The organism is Eggerthella guodeyinii (assembly GCF_009834925.2).
GTDB classification, from domain to species: domain Bacteria; phylum Actinomycetota; class Coriobacteriia; order Coriobacteriales; family Eggerthellaceae; genus Eggerthella; species Eggerthella guodeyinii.
The window spans coordinates 1,857,222-1,873,215 of the sequence record NZ_CP063310.1; the positions used below are offsets into that span (position 1 = coordinate 1,857,222).

Below are 15,994 nucleotides of genomic sequence, written 5' to 3' on the forward strand. Positions count from 1 at the left end.
GTCAGCATCCATTCGTTCAGATTATTCGGTATAATCCTCCATACGGCTTCATATATGAAGCCGTATGGAGGATGTGGAGTGAAGTTTGTCGGGACGTAAGAGGCGGCGCGCCGCCCGGCGCGCGGCCCGCGCTTCCGACCGCGCGACCCGGAGAATCGATGATGAAGATGTTCAAGAAAAAGCTGAAGTCCCCGCGGGAAGGCGCGACGCGCCCGGAGCAGCGCAACGCGATGAGCACGCTGTACGCGAACCTGGGGTTCATGAGCGTCGATAGGCCGCTGCGCACGATCGTGGTGACGAGCTCGGTGCCGAACGAGGGCAAGACGACGGTGGCCGTGGGGCTGGCGCAGGTGATGGCCGCCTCGGGGAAGCGGACGCTGCTCGTGGAGTGCGACCTGCGCCGCCGTTCGCTGGCGGGCAGGCTCGAGGCGCATGCGCCCGTCGGGCTCTGCGCCGTCGTGATGGGCGAGGCGGAGCCGCGGCAGGCCATCGTGGGCACCCGCCAGCCCCGCCTGCACTTCCTCGACGCCGAGGCGGGCGTGGCCAGCCCCGTCGACATCCTCGACTCCGAGCGCTTCAGGCGGCTGCTCGGCTGCCTGGCCGCGCGCTACGACCACGTGGTGATCGACACGCCGCCGGTGGGCACGTTCGTGGATGCGGCCGTCATCGCCCAGGCGGCCGACGCGACGCTGCTCGTGGTGCGCGAGGGGTTCACCGAGCGCGCGAGCGTCGAGAGCGCCTCCGACCAGCTGCGCAAGGCGGGCGCGAACGTGGTGGGAACGGTCATGAACTGCTGCGACGCCGCCGTGTCGTCCTACTACGCCGCCTACGAGGACCGCGAGGGGTAGAGGTCGGCGAGGGTGCGCGGCGGTTATTTTCCCAGCAGGTGGCGGATGGCGGCCACGGGGTGCTTCTTGAGCATGCGGGGGCCGGCGTAGCGCATGACGGCGCGGATGCGCTCGCGCTCCTCGGGCTTGTAGCAGTGATTCTCGCACTCGTCGCACGAGGTCTTCACGTCCATCTTGCGGCAGCGCTCGGTGCGCAGCACGGCGTAGGCGTCGATGCGCGCGCAGTCGGGGCACACGGCCTCGCCGCAGTGGGCGGTTTCCGTGCGGGCGGCCGCATCGTGGTTGTCGGCGCAGTACAGCGCCACCATCTGCGAGATGGTGCGCTTCTCGCGAACGCGGCGCTGGGCGGTCTTCGGGCTGTCCTGCTGGGTCATATGCTTCCTCCGTGGTCTCAGCGCGAGGATACCAGAACCCGCGGGCGCGTGCACGCGTGATTTTCCCGCGAATCGGCCGCCGCGGCCGCGAACGCGCGCGGCGCGCCGTTTTTTGGGAAATCGTTGCTTGTCCTCGCGTGCCTTGCACCGTAGAATTACGAAAGCGCATTCGGAAGGGCGGCGCCTGCAAACGCGCAGGATCGAAGGGGGTCGAGGTGAACGCAGTGCTCGCGTGGTTCGCGCGCGTCGAGGACGTCATGGCGTTCAAGGCGATCCGCCAAGGCCTCATCCTCACGATCCCCGTCGTGCTCATCGGGTCGTTCAGCCTCATCTTCCTCAACCTGCCAGTGCCGGGCTACCAGGACTTCCTCGCCGCCACGCCCCTGTTCCGCAACCTCTTCGACGTGTCGTACGCGGCCACGCTCGGCATCTTCTCGCTGTACGTGTCGGTGGCCATCGCGCTGCGCTACGCGCACGCCTACGCCGGCCGCTACGGCGACTTCTTCACGCAGGGCGCGCCGTTCGCCGCGCTCGCGTCGTACCTCATGTTCGTGGGCTTCGGCTCCGACGGGTTCGACAAGGTGGTGCTCAGCACCCGCTCGCTGTTCATCGCCATCGTGTGCGGCCTCGTCTCGTCGGTGATCTACTGCCGCCTCGTGCGCATGCGCCGCAAGCGCCGCTACGGCGACAGCATCGACGGCGTGTTCAACCAGGCCCTCACCGCGCTCGTGCCCATCGGCGTCATCGTGGCGCTGTTCGCCTTCGCCAACGTCGCCGTGTCCATGCTGTTCGACGTCGACAGCGTGGAGGAGCTGTTCTTCGCCGGCGTGAGCGCGCTGTTCCCCCTGGCGTCGGCGACGCTGGGCAGCGGGCTTCTGTACCTGCTCATGAACAACGTCATGTGGTTCTTCGGCATCCACGGCGGCAACATGCTGGACGGCGTGGCCCAAAGCATCTTCGTGCCCGGCACTGCGGCCAACGCGGCGGCGCTCGCGGCGGGCGGCGAGCCGGTGCAGATCGTCACGAAGACGTTCCTCGACGTGTTCGCCTCCATCGGCGGGGCCGGCGCGCTGCTGTCGCTGCTCGTGGCCATCCTGCTGTTCAGCCGGCGGCGCAACGTGCGGCGGCTGTCGGCGTTCGCGGCGCTGCCCATGGCGTTCAACGTGAGCGAGATCATGCTGTTCGGCCTGCCCGTGGTGTGGAACCCCATGCTGTTCGTGCCGTTCATCGCGGTGCCGCTCGTGAACATGGTGGTCGCCTACGCGGCCATGGCGGCGGGGATCGTGCCGCCCACGATCGTGGACGTGTCGTGGACCACGCCGCCCGTGGTGGGCGGCTACCTGGCCACGGGATCGATGGCGGGCGGCGTGCTGCAGCTGGCGTGCATCGTGCTGGGCGCGGCGATCTACCTGCCGTTCCTGCGGCGCTACGAGCGCGTGGCCGACGAGCGCGAGCGCGAGGAGTACCGCGCGCTGCTGGACGCGCTCATGGACGCGGAGCGCGCGGGGGTCGGCATCGAGCTGACGGAGCTGCCGGGTGCCGTGGGCGCCTTCGCGACGTCGCTCGCCGAGGACGTGCGCACGGCCGTCGAGCGGCGGGCGTTCGCGCTGCGCTACCAGCCCCAGTTCGACACGGCGGGCCGCGCCGTGGGCGCCGAGGCGCTCCTGCGCTTCGAGCATCCCGCGTACGGCATGGTGTACCCGCCGCTCGTCATCGAGCTGGCGCAGGAGATGGGCGTGCTCGACGACCTCGAGCGGGCCGTGTTCGCGCGCGGGCTCGACGACGCGGCGCGCATCGAGCAGCTCGCCCATGCGGGCGCCGTGCACGAACGGTTCAGCGTCAGCATCAACGCCACGGCGCGCCTGCTGCAAAGCGACGGCGGCGTGCGGTTCATCATCGACGGCGTGCGCGCGCACGGCCTCGACGGCGGGCGCGTGGTGGTGGAGGCCACCGAGCGCGAGGCCCTGCGCTGGGACGACGGCGCCTCGGCGCTGCTCGAGCAGCTCGTCGACGCGGGCATCCCGCTGGCCATCGACGACTTCTCCATGGGGCGCACGTCGTTCCAGTACCTCGAGACGAGCGTGTTCAGCGTGGTGAAGCTGGACGGCACCATCGCGAAGGGCGTGCTGGAGAACGAGCGCTACGCCGACATCGTGGCGTCCATCACGCGCCTGTCGAGCCAGCTGGGCTTCACCGTGCTGGCCGAGTACGTGGAAACCGCCGAGCAGCGCGACCTGCTGGAGCGGCTGGGATGCTCGTTCTTCCAGGGCTACCTGTACGCGCCCGCGCTGCCGTTCGACGAGATGGTCGAACGCGTGCGGCTCGCGCCGGAGGGGGAGCGCGCGGACCGCGGGCTGGCCCGTTCCGCGCGCTGAATCGAACAGTTTGTGCTCAGAATTTGAACGATTCAGACGAACGGATGTTTTTGCCGTTTCCGTGGTCGGACTGCGCTAAAATGAGCGATTGCACGGAAATGATAGTTCCCCGGTAGCCATATTCACCTCCGGCGTCGCGCCGGGTTGCAAACGATAGAAAGAGCGATAAGCCACATGGGACAGAACGCCATCGTCATCAAGGGTGCCCGCGAGCACAACCTCAAGGACATCGACCTCACCATCCCGCGCGACGAGCTCGTCGTCATCACGGGTCTGTCGGGCAGCGGCAAGTCGTCGCTGGCGTTCGACACGATGTACGCCGAGGGCCAGCGCCGCTACGTGGAGAGCCTGTCGAGCTACGCGCGCATGTTCCTCGGGCAGATGTCCAAGCCCGACCTCGACAGCATCGACGGCCTGTCGCCGGCGGTGTCCATCGACCAGAAGACCACGAGCAAGAACCCGCGCTCCACGGTGGGCACCACCACCGAGATCTACGACTACCTGCGCCTGCTGTTCGCGCGCGTGGGCGTGCCGCACTGCCCCGAGTGCGGCCGCGTCATCAAGAAGCAGACCACCGACCAGGTGACCGACGAGATCCTCGCGCTCGCGCCCGACGCGAAGGCCATCATCATGGCGCCCGTGGTGACGGGCCGCAAGGGCGAGTTCACGAAGCTGTTCGCCGACCTGCAGAAGGAGGGCTTCTCGCGCGTGCGCATCGACGGCGAGATCGTGAAGCTCGACGGCGAGCCGCGCACGCTCAACAAGAAGATCAAGCACTTCATCGACGTGGTGGTGGACCGCGTGCAGCTGAAAGCGAGCGCGACGAGCCGCATCGCCGAGGCGGTGGAGCTCGCCACGAAGCTGGCCGACGGGCGCGTGCTCGTGCAGGTGCTCGGCGATGACGGCCAGCCGCTCGGCGAGGCCGGCGGCCAGTCGAGCGGCGCGAAGGGCGGCCTGGGCGAGGGCGAGCACATCTTCTCGCTCGCGCTGGCGTGCCCCGAGCACGGCCACTCCATGGACGAGCTGCAGCCGCGCGACTTCTCCTTCAACGCGCCCTACGGCGCCTGCCCCGACTGCCTCGGCATCGGCAGCCGCGAGGAGGTGGACGCCTCGCTCGTGGTGCCCGACCCGTCGCTGTCGCTCAACGAGGGCGCCATCGCGCCGTTCAAGACCGGCAACTACTACCCGCAGGTGCTGCGCGCCGTGGCCGCGCACCTCGGCACCGACGCCGACACCCCGTGGGAGGACATGCCGGCGAAGGCGCAGCGGGGCCTGCTGGAGGGCCTGGGCAAGGACAAGGTGCGCGTCGACTACGTCACGGTGGACGGGCGCGAGACGTACTGGTACATCGAGTGGGAGGGCGCGCTGGCCGCGGTGCAGCGCCGCTACCAGGAGGCGCAGTCGGACGCGCAGCGCGAGAAGCTGGCCAGCTACTTCGCCGTCGTGCCGTGCCAGACCTGCGGCGGCAAGCGCCTGAAGCCCGAGATCCTCGCCGTCACGGTGAACGAGCGCTCCATCCACGACGTCACCGAGATGAGCGCGGCCGACTCGCTGTCATTCTTCGACGGCCTGTCGTTCCACGGCGCGGAGGAGCACATCGCCGGACCCATCGTGAAGGAGATCAAGGCGCGCCTCAAGTTCCTCGTGGACGTGGGCCTCGACTACCTCACGCTCGAGCGCGCCACGGCGACGCTGTCGGGCGGTGAGGCGCAGCGCATCCGCCTGGCCACGCAGATCGGCGCGGGCCTCATGGGCGTGCTCTACATCCTCGACGAGCCCTCCATCGGCCTGCACCAGCGCGACAACGAGCGGCTCATCGCCACGCTCGAGCGCCTGCGCGACCTCGGCAACACCGTCATCGTGGTCGAGCACGACGAGGACACCATCCGCAGCGCCGACTTCGTGGTGGACATGGGCCCGGGCGCGGGCGAGCACGGCGGCGAGATCGTGGCCATCGGCACGCCCGACGAGATCATGAAGGCCCCGGGCTCGCTGACGGCCGACTACCTGTCGGGCCGCCGCCGCATCGAGGTGCCCGAGAAGCGCCGCAAGCCGCGCCGCGGGTCGCTCAAGCTGACGGGCGCCACCGAGAACAACCTGCACAACGTCACGCTCGAGGTGCCCTTCGGCACGCTCACCGTGGTGACGGGCGTGTCCGGCTCGGGCAAGAGCTCGCTGGTCACCGACACGCTGGCCCCGGCGCTGGCGAACCGCGTGAACCATGCGCACCGCCGCACGGGCGCGTACAAGAAGATCACCGGCCTCGACAAGATCGACAAGGTCATCAACATCGACCAGAGCCCCATCGGCCGTACGCCGCGCTCGAACCCGGCCACCTACATCGGGCTGTGGGACGACATCCGCGCGCTGTTCGCCTCCACGCAGGAGTCGAAGGCCCGCGGCTACTCGCCGGGCCGCTTCTCGTTCAACGTGAACGGCGGCCGCTGCGAGGCGTGCAAGGGCGACGGCCAGATCAAGATCGAGATGCACTTCCTGCCCGACATCTACGTGCCGTGCGAGGTGTGCGGCGGCGCGCGCTACAACCGCGAGACGCTGCAGGTGACGTACCGCGGCAAGAACATCGCCGAGGTGCTCGACATGACCGTGGAGGACGCGCTCGCGTTCTTCGAGAACATCCCCGGCATCAAGCGCAAGCTGCAGACGCTGTTCGACGTGGGCCTGGGCTACATCCGCCTCGGGCAGCCGGCCACGACGCTGTCGGGTGGCGAGGCGCAGCGCGTGAAGCTGTCGAGCGAGCTGCAGCGCCGCCAGACGGGCAAGACGTTCTACATCCTCGACGAGCCCACCACGGGCCTGCACTTCGAGGACGTGCGCCAGCTGCTCATCGTGCTGCAGCGCCTCGTTGACGCGGGCAACACGGTGCTGGTCATCGAGCACAACCTCGACGTCATCAAGTGCGCCGACCGCATCATCGACCTCGGCCCCGAGGGCGGCGAGCGCGGCGGCACCGTGGTGGCCCAGGGCACCCCGGAGGAAGTCGCCGAGGTGGAGGGCAGCTACACCGGCGCCTTCGTGAAGAAGATGCTGGAGGACGGCCGGCTGTAGAGGTTGCGGCGTCCCGGGTCCCGGGCGCTCCAGCCGTGCCACGGGCGCGGCGGGCTGGGAACCGCTGGCTCGCAGGCGCGGCCCCTCCTCCCGGATGTTTCACGTGAAACATCTGCTCTGGTCCTCTGTTTGGCGCGTAACGTCTGCTTCGGGCTCCCCTGCGTGCGGAAAAATCCGACTTTTGGCAATCGGCCCCCCCCGGTTTCTCCGCAAGCGGAAAACTCCGACCTGGGGCTTCGCCGCCCGAAATCGCGACGGCGGCGTCCTGCGACGGCGAAACGAGGAGGAGGATTGCCAAAAGTCGGATTTTTCCGCACATGGGGAGGCGAGAGCGCGACGGCGAAAGGCGACCTGGGGAAACGTTCGCAATCGGGAAGGCATGGGCCCGGATCCGCAACAGGTAGGCGAGAACTGCGCACGGGAGGCGCGCCCCGCGGCCCCGCGGCGCCGCGCGTTCGCCGGGCCGCCCGCTGGTCTTTGCCCGAATCTTACCTGAAACCCCTTTACCGCGCGCTCGGGACGTGCGACAATGCCCCGGCTTTGTTGATATCGGGTGGGCGATCGCGTGCGGGAAGTGGGTTCGATCAAGGTGGCGGAAATGGCAGCGGCGGCGGGGAACCGCCATGTTGCGCGCGGTGTCGTGTGCGCTCTCGCGGGCGGCATCTGCTGGGGCTTCTCGGGCACGTGCGCCCAGCTGCTCATGAACGACTACGGTGCTCCCGCCACGTGGATCACCTGCGTGCGCATGGTGATCGCCGCTGTGTTCTTCCTGTTCCTCACCGCGGTGCGCAACTGGCGCGACCTCGTGGCGGTGTTCCGCGACTGGCGCTCGCTCGTGCAGATCGCGGCCTTCGCCATCTTCGGCGTGCTGCTCACCCAGCTCAGCTACTTGAACGCCATCTCGTACACGAGCGCGGGCGTGGGCACCACCATCGAGCAGGTGGGCCTCGTGCTCATCATGCTGTACGTGTGCGTGCGCGCCAAGCGCCTGCCGCGCCTGCGCGAGGCGGCCGGCCTCGTGCTCGCGCTGGGCGGCATGCTGATCATCGCCACGCAGGGCGAGATCGACCAGCTTGCCATCCCCGCCGAGGGCCTGGCCTGGGGCCTCGTGTCGGCCGTCGCGCTGACCTTCTACACCCTCATGCCGGTGCGCGTGCTGAAGAAGTGGGGCTCCATGCTGGTGACGGGCCTCGCCATGCTGTTCGGCGGCTCGGCCGCCTCGGTGGTGGTGCAGCCGTGGACCATGCCGGTGAACCTGCCGCTCGGCGGCATCGCCGCGCTCGTGGCCATCGTCATCGTGGGCACGCTGGGCGCCTACATGCTGTACCTGCAGGGCGTGAACGACGCCGGTCCCGTCAAGGCGAGCCTCCTGTGCTGCGTCGAGCCCGTCTCGGCCATGATCCTCGCGCTCGCGTGGCTCCACACGCCGGTGAGCGCCTGGGACCTCGCGGGATGCGCGCTCATCGTGGTCATGATCCTCCTCGTCACCGAGCGCGAGCCGAAGGCGGAGCCGGCCGCGGCGGGCGAGACCGCGCTCGCGGGCGCCTACGACGACGATCCGCCGCTGTTCGCCGGCCGCGCGTCGGTGCTGGGCTACTACACGAGCCGCCCCGCCGAGCGCGAGGACTTCGAGCGCGCTGCCGCGCTCTTGGACGTGGGGCACCAAACGTTCGCGGAGCTCGGCATCGACGAGGGCCGCAGCAAGAAGTACCCGTCGGCGCGCCGCCTCATGCACAGCATCAAGAACTCCACGACGCACGTCATCGAGGACGCCCACGGCCACATGATCGCCCTGTTCGCCGTGTCGTTCTCGCCCGACAAGAACTACGAGCGCCCCATCGACGGCGCATGGCTCACCGACACGTCCGCGCAGCCGCAGCCCTACGCCGAGCTGCACTGGGTGGCCGTGGACTACCCGGCGCGCCGCCGCGGCGTGGGCATGTTCATCCTCGACAAGGCCGACCAGATCGCCCGCGCCGGCGGCCGGGCGAGCATCCGCGCCGACGTGTACGAGCTGAACGAGCCCATGCAGAACCTCCTCGAGAAGCACGGCTACGAGCGCTGCGGCACCATCGTGATCAAGGACGTGTTCGGCCGCGAGAAACGCCGCGTGGGCTACGAGCGATTGCTGCGCTGAGAAGGGGAGTATTCACCTCTTGACGTGGCGTTTTGATCGCCTGCCCAAATCGTGGGCAAAACTCTTGCAAAACATCTTTACCGCGCCGCCCAGACATGCGACAATGCGCTGATGCAACGTGGCGGGCAGCTCGCGAGCGGGCCGCCGGGCGCCCCGCTGCGCAGGGTCGACGGGAGGAGGAAGCGTGGGTCAGACGGTCGCATCTACCCCCAAGCAGGACGGCGGCGCCGTCGCGCAGGGAAACCACGTGGTTCGCGGTATCGTCTTCGCGGCGCTCGGCGGCATATGCTGGGGCTTCTCGGGCACCTGCGCCCAGCTCATGACGAGCGGCTTCGGCATCCCCGTCGCCTGGATCACCTGCGTGCGCCTGCTGCTGGCCGCGCTCATCTTCCTCGTGGTGTGCGCCGTGCGCGAGCCGCGGAACCTGCTGGCCGCCCTGCGCGATGCGCGCTCGCTCGGGCGCATCGCGGCGTTCTCGCTGCTGGGCGTGCTGCTGACCCAGGTGAGCTACCTGTCGGCCATCTCCTACACGAACGCCGGCACCGGCACCGTGCTCGAGCGCCTCGGCCTCATCGTCATCATGGCCTACGTGTGCCTGCGCATGAAGCGCCTGCCGCGCGCCCGCGAGGCCGTCGGGCTCGTGCTCGCCATCGGCGGCACCGTGCTCATCGCCACGAAGGGCAACCTCGGGTCGCTCGCCATCCCGGCCGAGGGCCTGTTCTGGGGCATCGTCTCGGCCTTCGCGCTCGCGTTCTACACGCTGCTTCCCGGCAAGGTGCTGGAGAAGTGGGGCAGCTTCATCGTGACGGGCCTCGCCATGCTCATCGGCGGCTGCGTGGCCACCGTGGCGGTGCAGCCCTGGACCATCCCCGTCGACGTGTCGCCCGCGCTCGCCGGGGTCATGTTCGCCATGGTCATCGTGGGCACGTTCGCCGCCTACCTGTTCTACCTGCAGGGCATCACCGATGCGGGCCCCGTGCGCGCGGGCCTCGTCGGCTGCGTCGAGCCCGTGTCGGCCACGGTGATCTCGGCCGTGTGGCTGGGCACGCCGGTGGGCGTCGTCGACGTCGTCGGCTGCGCCATGATCATCGGCATGGTGTTCCTCGTCACCGAGCGCGAGGAGGGCTCGGGCGGCGCGGCGGCCTACGAGGGCGCCGCCTACGACCTGCCCCCGTTCCAGGGACGCGCCACCGAGCTGGGCTACTACAAGGCTCGCCGCGCCACGCGCGACGACTTCGAGCGCGCGAAGGCGCTGCTGGAGGACGGCCATCGGGCGATGGCGAAGCTCGGCATCAAGGAGGGCCTCAAGAAGTACCCCTCCGCGCGCCGCCTCATGCGCTCGATCGACGAGGGGAAGACCTACGTCGTGGTGGCCTCGTCGAGCGACGCCGAGGGCGCGGGCGCCCCGGCCGACGAGGGCCTCATCATCGGCATGTTCGCGCTCAACCCGCAGGGCGATCCCGCCTACGCGCACATGACGGGCGCGAAGTGGGCCACGGAGCCCTCCTCGCCCGACGATCCCGCGTACGCGGCGCTCCATTGGGTGACCGTGGCGGCCGACGCGCGAAGACGCGGCGTGGGCGGCTACATCCTGGGGACCGCGGAGCGCATCGCCAAGGACGCGGGGAAGGTCAGCATCTGCTGCGACATCTACGAGGACAACCTCCCCATGCACGAGCTGCTCCTCTCGTACGGCTACGAGTTCTGCGGCAACGTCGAGATCCATTCCCGCCTCGGCCGCGTCAAACGCCGCGCCGTGTTCGAGCGCGTGTGGTAGCCCCTCGGGCCTTCCGCGCGCCGCGCACCCCTCCGCACCGAACGATCTGAGAAGAAAACTGAGAAGAAAGAGAACCTCCTGTGCAATTTCGCAGAACCTGCGCATGCGATATCGATCGCATCATGACCATCCTCGCCGACGGGCGCGCCTCGCTGGCCGCGCTCGGCATCGACCAGTGGCAGGGCGGCTACCCGCACCGCGCCGTCATCGAGGCCGACGTGGCGCGCGGCGAGTCCTACGTGGTGGAGGACGGCGGGCGCATCATCGCCACCGCCATGGTCGGCTTCGCGGGCGAGCGCGACTACGATCGCATCGACGAGGGGGCCTGGCTCACCTCGTGCTCGTCCGACCGTCCGACCTACGGCGTGGTGCACCGCGTGGCCGTGGCGTCGGACGGCAAGAACCGGGGCGCGGCGACCTTCCTGCTGGCCCGGGCCGAGGACCTCGCGCGCGCGAACGGGAGCGCGAGCGTGCGCATCGACACGCATCCCGGCAACGCGCCCATGCGCGGGTTGCTGGAGAAGGCCGGGTACGCGCAGTGCGGCGTCATCTACATCGCCCACGCCGAGGAGGGAACGCCCGAGCGCATCGCGTACGAGCGGCTCGTGTAGCCGATCGCCCGGGCGTTCCCTCCCCGCTTCCTGTCGAAATTCTGTCGCTCGCGCAGCGTGGGCGACGTATCCGCGACGAGGGGTATAATACAGGTCACTATGTCGGTCCAATCACGCGAGAAAATAGCATTGGCGGTGTTCGCCGCCCTTATCGTGCTGAGCCTTTTCGGCTTGGGATGGTACCTGATTGCCGGGCATTCCTGGAACGTGGCCGCGTCGAACATCGACGACACCTTCGGAAGCATGGACGGCTACACGGCCATCGTGTACGAGGGCACCGCCGTGCCGAAGGCGGTCGACGAGAAGGGCGCGAGTGGCGCGGGCGCGGATGCGGGCGCAAGCTCGGGCGCGAAGGCCGCCGACGCGGCCGACGCCGCCTCCCCCGAGGCCGGCGAGTCGAAGGATCCCGAGCGCAACGAGCACGAGGCGGAGGAGTCCGCGTCGAAGGAGCGCAGCGCCGCCGACGCCGAGGAGGGGCTTCCCGAACGGGACGCCGCCGACGGCTCCGATGCCGACGCCACCGATGCCGACACCGGCGCGGGCGCGGGCGCAAGCTCGAGCGCGGGCACGGGCACGCTTGCGAACGGGACGTCCGCGAAGGCCAAGCCGGGCGTGACCGTGGCCGAGGCCCAGAGGAGCTACGAGGACAAGAAGGCCACCGTGTTCTCCCTCGACACCGTCGACCTCGATCAGTACGGCGAGGGCACCATCCTCAAGAAGGGCGACCACCGCTTCGGCGTGTTCAGCGTGACCGAGCCCACCACGGTGCGCGCCCTCGAGAAGCAGGTGGCGTACTTCGCCGCGCACAAGGTGGACTTCATCGTGGCCATCACGCCCGACAAGGCCTACGTCGAGGGCGCCTCGGGCATCGACATCGTCGTATCCACCCAGGACGAGGACCTGTTCGTGATGGGCGAGACCATCGACGGCACGTTCTACGTGGACGCCCCCGAGGTGGGCAAGGTGGGCACCATCCTCATCTCTCCCAGCAACGTCGTGTCGGCGAAGGTCATCGAAGAGCTGTGATCGTCAGCGCGTCGAGGCGGACCGACATCCCGCGGTTCCATTTCGATTGGCTGCTCAGGCGCTTCGAGGAGGGCTTCGCGCTCGTGCGCAACCCGATGGTGCGCACGCAGGTGAGCCGCGTGAGCCTGGCTCCCGACGCGGTGGACTGCATCGCGTTCTGGACGAAGAACCCCGCCGTCTTGCTCGCGCGCAAGGACGAGCTGGACCGCGCGGCGCCGGCGCCCTACTTCGTGCAGTTCACGCTCAACGCCTACGGATCCGACGTGGAGGCGGGCCTGCCGCGCAAGGCGCAGCTGCTCGACACGTTCCGCGCGCTCGCGGACGCGCTCGGCCCGGAGCGCGTCGTGTGGCGCTACAGCCCCATCCTCGTGGGCGGGCCCTACGACATCGCGCACCACCTGCATTGGTTCGACGCGTTCGCCAAGCGCCTTGAGGGCAGCACGCGGGCCTGTCGCATCGGATTCCTCGACACGTACCCGAAGATCGCCGGGCGCATGGCGGCGCTCGGGTTCGCAGGCGTGCCGGACGGGGAGAAGGCCGCGCTGGCGCTGCGGCTGGCCGAGCTGGGAGCCGCGCACGGCATCGACGTGGGCGGATGCGGGGACGGGGCGCTCGACGACGCGGGGCTGGCGCGGGCGGGCTGCATCGACGCGGCGCTCGTGGAGCGCATCGCGGGCGTGCGGGCGGGGCGCGCTCCGGGCGCCGGGCGGCGGGGAGCCTGCCGCTGCGCGCCGAGCGTGGAAATCGGCACGTACGACACGTGCGCGAACGGGTGCGTGTACTGCTACGCAAATCCCGGCACGGCGGCCGCGGCGCACGGGGCGGCCGATCCTTGGCGCTTGCGGCGCTACGACCCGGCGTCGCCGATGCTCTGCGACGAGCCGGGGCCCGACGACACGGTGGTGGAGCGCGCCGCGGCCAAGCTGCCCGACGCGCCGCCGCGGCTGTTCTGAGCTGGGGCGGCGCGGCTAGCGCAGGTCGCTCACGTGCTCGCAGGCGTCGCCGTAGGGCACGTAGCGGTAGGACGCCGTGACCTCCTGGCCGTTCGACGGGTCGAGCGCGAGGAAGTTGTCGAGCGTGAGGGCGTCGGGATCCTCGACGTCCTGGTAGCCCATGAGGCAGATCCAATGCTCGCCGTAGGGGCCCGCCACGTGGATCACCGTGGGGCGGCCGGCGGCGATCTCGTCGTAGGCCTCGCGCAGCAGCGCCTCGTCGGAGCCGAGCGAGCGGAACGACGAGTTGCCGCCGCCCCAGCCGGGCCACGTGCAGCAGCCGCAGCCGTACGCGCCGTGGCCGTTCGCCTGGCCGGTGAGGATCGCGTCGCCGTAGGCGCACGCGTAGGCGGGGCAGCAGATGGTGTGGCCGCCGGCCGACTGGTTGCCGATGGCGGCGATGAGGGCGGAGTCGTAGTCGAGGCGCTTGTCGCGCTGCTCGGCCGCCTGCTCCGCCGCGCGCTCCGCGTCGCGCGCGGCCGCGAGGGCGCGCACCTGCTCGAGGTTCGCGACGGCCTCGTCGGCGGCGGTCGCTCGGTCGGAGAGCGCCGGGGCGACGATGGCAGGAGGGTCGAGGGGGAGCGCGAGGGCGCTCTCGCTCGCGAAGGCGGCCTGCGCGGGAGCGCCGCATGCGATGCCGAGGGAGATCGCCGCGCCGAGCACGAGCGCGCGGGAGGGGAAGCGCGATGCCATGGGAGCATCCTTCCTGCGTCCGCGTCGGGTTCGTTTACGGGGTGAGTGCGGCCGCGAAGCGGTATGGTAACAAAACGGCAACGTCGCAGATCGCCCTTGCACCAATGCCCTGCGAACCGCCATAGCAGGTTCAAGAAACCTCCATCTTCCATTCCCGCGGCCCGCGCCGCGCGCGACGCGGGCGAGATGAGCTCGGGAGCTCGCAGCCGCTTTCGAGAGGAGTTCTTGAGTTATGCACCCCCGTGACATCGAAAGACCCCGAAAAACGCTCGGTTCCCGAGTTATGCACCCTCGCAAAGCCCCGTGCGCGCCATCTTGCTCGCGCTGGCCGTCTCCGACCTGGGTCGTTCTGCGCTTCGCGCGCAAGGCGCTCGACGGGGGAGCGTTCGGTCCTGCCACGAGGGTGCATAACTCGGGAACCGGGCAGGAGCGGAGGCGGCGGCGCAACGCGCCCGATCGAAAGGAGAGCGCATGCGCATCTGCGTTTGCGCGAAGGCGGCTCGCCTGCGGGCGCCGTCTCGCCAAGAGGGGTACAATGGGCGGGACGCTGCATGCGGCGCCGCGAGGAGGCGGCGCGGGGAGAGGAGCTTGAACATGCGAACCATCGACGCCGACGTGGTCATCGTAGGGGCGGGGCCGGCCGGCATCTTCTGCGCGCTCGCGCTGCTCGAGCGCGGCTTCGCGGGGCGCATCGTCATGGTGGACAAGGGCCTCGCCGTGGAGGACCGCGTCTGCCCGAAGCAGGCGGGCGCGCCGTGCGCGAACTGCGAGCCCTGCCGCATCACGACGGGCTTCTCGGGCGCGGGGGCGTTCTCGGACGGGAAGCTGTCGCTGTCGCCCGACGTGGGCGGCGACCTGCCCGACCTCGTCGGGCGCGACGCGGCGCAGGCCGCCATCGGCGAGGTGGACGCCGTGTACCTGGGCTTCGGCGCCGACGGGCGCGTGGAGGGCGCCGAGCGCAAGCCGGAGGTGGACGAGATCCGCCGGTGCGCCATCAAGGCGGGCCTCAAGCTGGTCGACTGCCCGCTGCGCCACCTCGGAACGGAGCGCGCGCACGACCTGTACGCGCGCATCGAGCGCCACCTGCGCGACGCGGGCGTGGACCTGGTCTTCCGCACCGAATGCACCCAGGTGCTCATCGAGGGCGAGGAGTGCCGCGGCGTGCGCGTCGCCGGCCCCGACGGCCCGGGCGAGATCCGCGCGCGGCGCACCGTGGTGGCCACGGGGCGGCGCGGCGCCGACTGGCTCGAGCGCATGTGCCGCGAGCATCGGATAGCGCACGCGCCCGGTCCCGTCGACATCGGCGTGCGCGTGGAGGTGCGCAACGAGATCATGGAGACGGTGAACGACGTGCTGTACGAGAGCAAGCTCATCGGCTACCCCCAGCCCTTCAAGAACAAGGTGCGCACGTTCTGCCAGAACCCCGGCGGCTTCGTGAGCCAAGAGAACTACGACGGCGGCCTCGCCGTGGTGAACGGCCATTCCTACAAGGAACGCAAGTCGCCGAACACGAACCTGGCCATCCTGTGCTCGCAGAACTTCTCGCACCCCTTCGACCAGCCCATCGCCTACGCCCAGAAGGTGGGCGAGCTGACGAACATGCTGGGCGACGGCCGCATCCTCGTGCAGCGCTTCGGCGACATCCTCGACGGCAAGCGCACGTGGGAGAAGGAGCTCGCGCGCTCGAACGTGGTTCCCACGCTGGCCGACGCGGTGGCGGGCGACATCACGGCCGCCATGCCGTACCGCGCCATGACGAACATCCTCAACTTCATGCTGGCCGTGGACGAGGTGGTGCCGGGGTTCGCCGCGCCCGAGACGCTGCTGTACTCGCCCGAGCTCAAGTTCTACAGCAACCGCGTGAAGATGGACGAGCGGCTCCTCACGAGCGTGCGCAACCTGCGCTGCCTCGGCGATTCCAGCGGATGGACGCGCGGGCTCATGATGGCGAGCGTCATGGGGCACCTTGCGGGCGGCGCGTTGGCCGAGGAGCTGTGACCAGGAACGACGCATATCGTACCCCGTTTGCATGACACGGGCGGATGCGGCGATGCGTACAAAATCATGCGTCTGCACGATAGGCGCGCCGCCGGTT

At 69.6% G+C, this 15,994-nt stretch carries 11 protein-coding genes; 9 read left to right on the top strand and 2 right to left on the bottom strand.

Translation table 11 applies throughout. The features are described 5' to 3' along the window. Positions 1-158 precede the first annotated feature (158 nt). Complete coding sequence (locus tag GS424_RS07720; protein ID WP_160941691.1) at positions 159-848, top strand: CpsD/CapB family tyrosine-protein kinase; 690 nt, start codon at positions 159-161, stop codon at positions 846-848. A gap of 23 nt (positions 849-871) precedes the next feature. Here GS424_RS07720 and GS424_RS07725 read toward each other — a convergent pair whose 3' ends face one another. Beyond that, on the bottom strand, positions 872-1,222 hold the full coding sequence (locus tag GS424_RS07725; RefSeq protein ID WP_154333930.1) for a nitrous oxide-stimulated promoter family protein: 351 nt from the start codon (positions 1,220-1,222) through the stop codon (positions 872-874). A gap of 215 nt (positions 1,223-1,437) precedes the next feature. Here GS424_RS07725 and GS424_RS07730 point away from each other — a divergent pair, with 215 nt between their 5' ends. From GS424_RS07730 to GS424_RS07760, 7 genes are all read left to right on the top strand, one after another. Next, positions 1,438-3,597: a PTS sugar transporter subunit IIC/EAL domain-containing protein gene (locus GS424_RS07730; RefSeq protein WP_160941690.1), complete on the top strand. Its 2,160-nt coding sequence runs from the start codon at positions 1,438-1,440 to the stop codon at positions 3,595-3,597. Positions 3,598-3,771: 174 nt separating this feature from the next. After that, the gene (gene uvrA, locus GS424_RS07735) at positions 3,772-6,663 is read left to right on the top strand and encodes an excinuclease ABC subunit UvrA (RefSeq protein ID WP_160941689.1); all 2,892 of its coding nucleotides are present in this window, start codon (positions 3,772-3,774) and stop codon (positions 6,661-6,663) included. A 598-nt stretch (positions 6,664-7,261) separates the two neighbouring features. Then, positions 7,262-8,800 (top strand): GNAT family N-acetyltransferase, encoded by a 1,539-nt coding sequence (locus tag GS424_RS07740; RefSeq protein WP_193666557.1) that lies wholly within the window; start codon positions 7,262-7,264, stop codon positions 8,798-8,800. 184 nt (positions 8,801-8,984) lie between these two features. Further along, entirely contained in the window at positions 8,985-10,577 is a 1,593-nt protein-coding gene (locus tag GS424_RS07745) for a GNAT family N-acetyltransferase (RefSeq protein WP_160941687.1), read from the top strand. An 80-nt stretch (positions 10,578-10,657) separates the two neighbouring features. Next, the gene (locus GS424_RS07750; protein WP_160941686.1) at positions 10,658-11,188 is read left to right on the top strand and encodes a GNAT family N-acetyltransferase; all 531 of its coding nucleotides are present in this window, start codon (positions 10,658-10,660) and stop codon (positions 11,186-11,188) included. A gap of 99 nt (positions 11,189-11,287) precedes the next feature. Further along, complete coding sequence (locus GS424_RS07755; protein WP_160941685.1) at positions 11,288-12,214, top strand: alcohol dehydrogenase; 927 nt, start codon at positions 11,288-11,290, stop codon at positions 12,212-12,214. After that, a complete protein-coding gene (locus tag GS424_RS07760; protein WP_160941684.1) occupies positions 12,211-13,167 on the top strand; it encodes a DUF1848 domain-containing protein in 957 nt (318 codons plus the stop codon). The genes GS424_RS07755 and GS424_RS07760 overlap by 4 nt, the downstream gene beginning before the upstream one ends. Before the next feature lie 15 nt (positions 13,168-13,182). Here the strand turns inward: GS424_RS07760 and GS424_RS07765 are convergent, their stop codons facing one another. Continuing rightward, on the bottom strand, positions 13,183-13,899 hold the full coding sequence (locus tag GS424_RS07765) for a cysteine peptidase family C39 domain-containing protein (protein ID WP_160941683.1): 717 nt from the start codon (positions 13,897-13,899) through the stop codon (positions 13,183-13,185). Between the two features lie 594 nt (positions 13,900-14,493). Here GS424_RS07765 and GS424_RS07770 point away from each other — a divergent pair. Further along, a complete protein-coding gene (locus tag GS424_RS07770; protein WP_160941682.1) occupies positions 14,494-15,897 on the top strand; it encodes an NAD(P)/FAD-dependent oxidoreductase in 1,404 nt (467 codons plus the stop codon). Positions 15,898-15,994: the final 97 nt, after the last annotated feature.

Coding starts and splice junctions, on each gene's coding strand:
- GS424_RS07720 (WP_160941691.1), top strand. CDS start 159: ATGATGAAGATGTTCAAGAAAAAGCTGAAGTCCCCGCGGGAAGGCGCG.
- GS424_RS07725 (WP_154333930.1), bottom strand. CDS start 1,222: ATGACCCAGCAGGACAGCCCGAAGACCGCCCAGCGCCGCGTTCGCGAG.
- uvrA (WP_160941689.1), top strand. CDS start 3,772: ATGGGACAGAACGCCATCGTCATCAAGGGTGCCCGCGAGCACAACCTC.
- GS424_RS07740 (WP_193666557.1), top strand. CDS start 7,262: ATGGCAGCGGCGGCGGGGAACCGCCATGTTGCGCGCGGTGTCGTGTGC.
- GS424_RS07755 (WP_160941685.1), top strand. CDS start 11,288: ATGTCGGTCCAATCACGCGAGAAAATAGCATTGGCGGTGTTCGCCGCC.
- GS424_RS07765 (WP_160941683.1), bottom strand. CDS start 13,899: ATGGCATCGCGCTTCCCCTCCCGCGCGCTCGTGCTCGGCGCGGCGATC.
- GS424_RS07770 (WP_160941682.1), top strand. CDS start 14,494: ATGCGAACCATCGACGCCGACGTGGTCATCGTAGGGGCGGGGCCGGCC.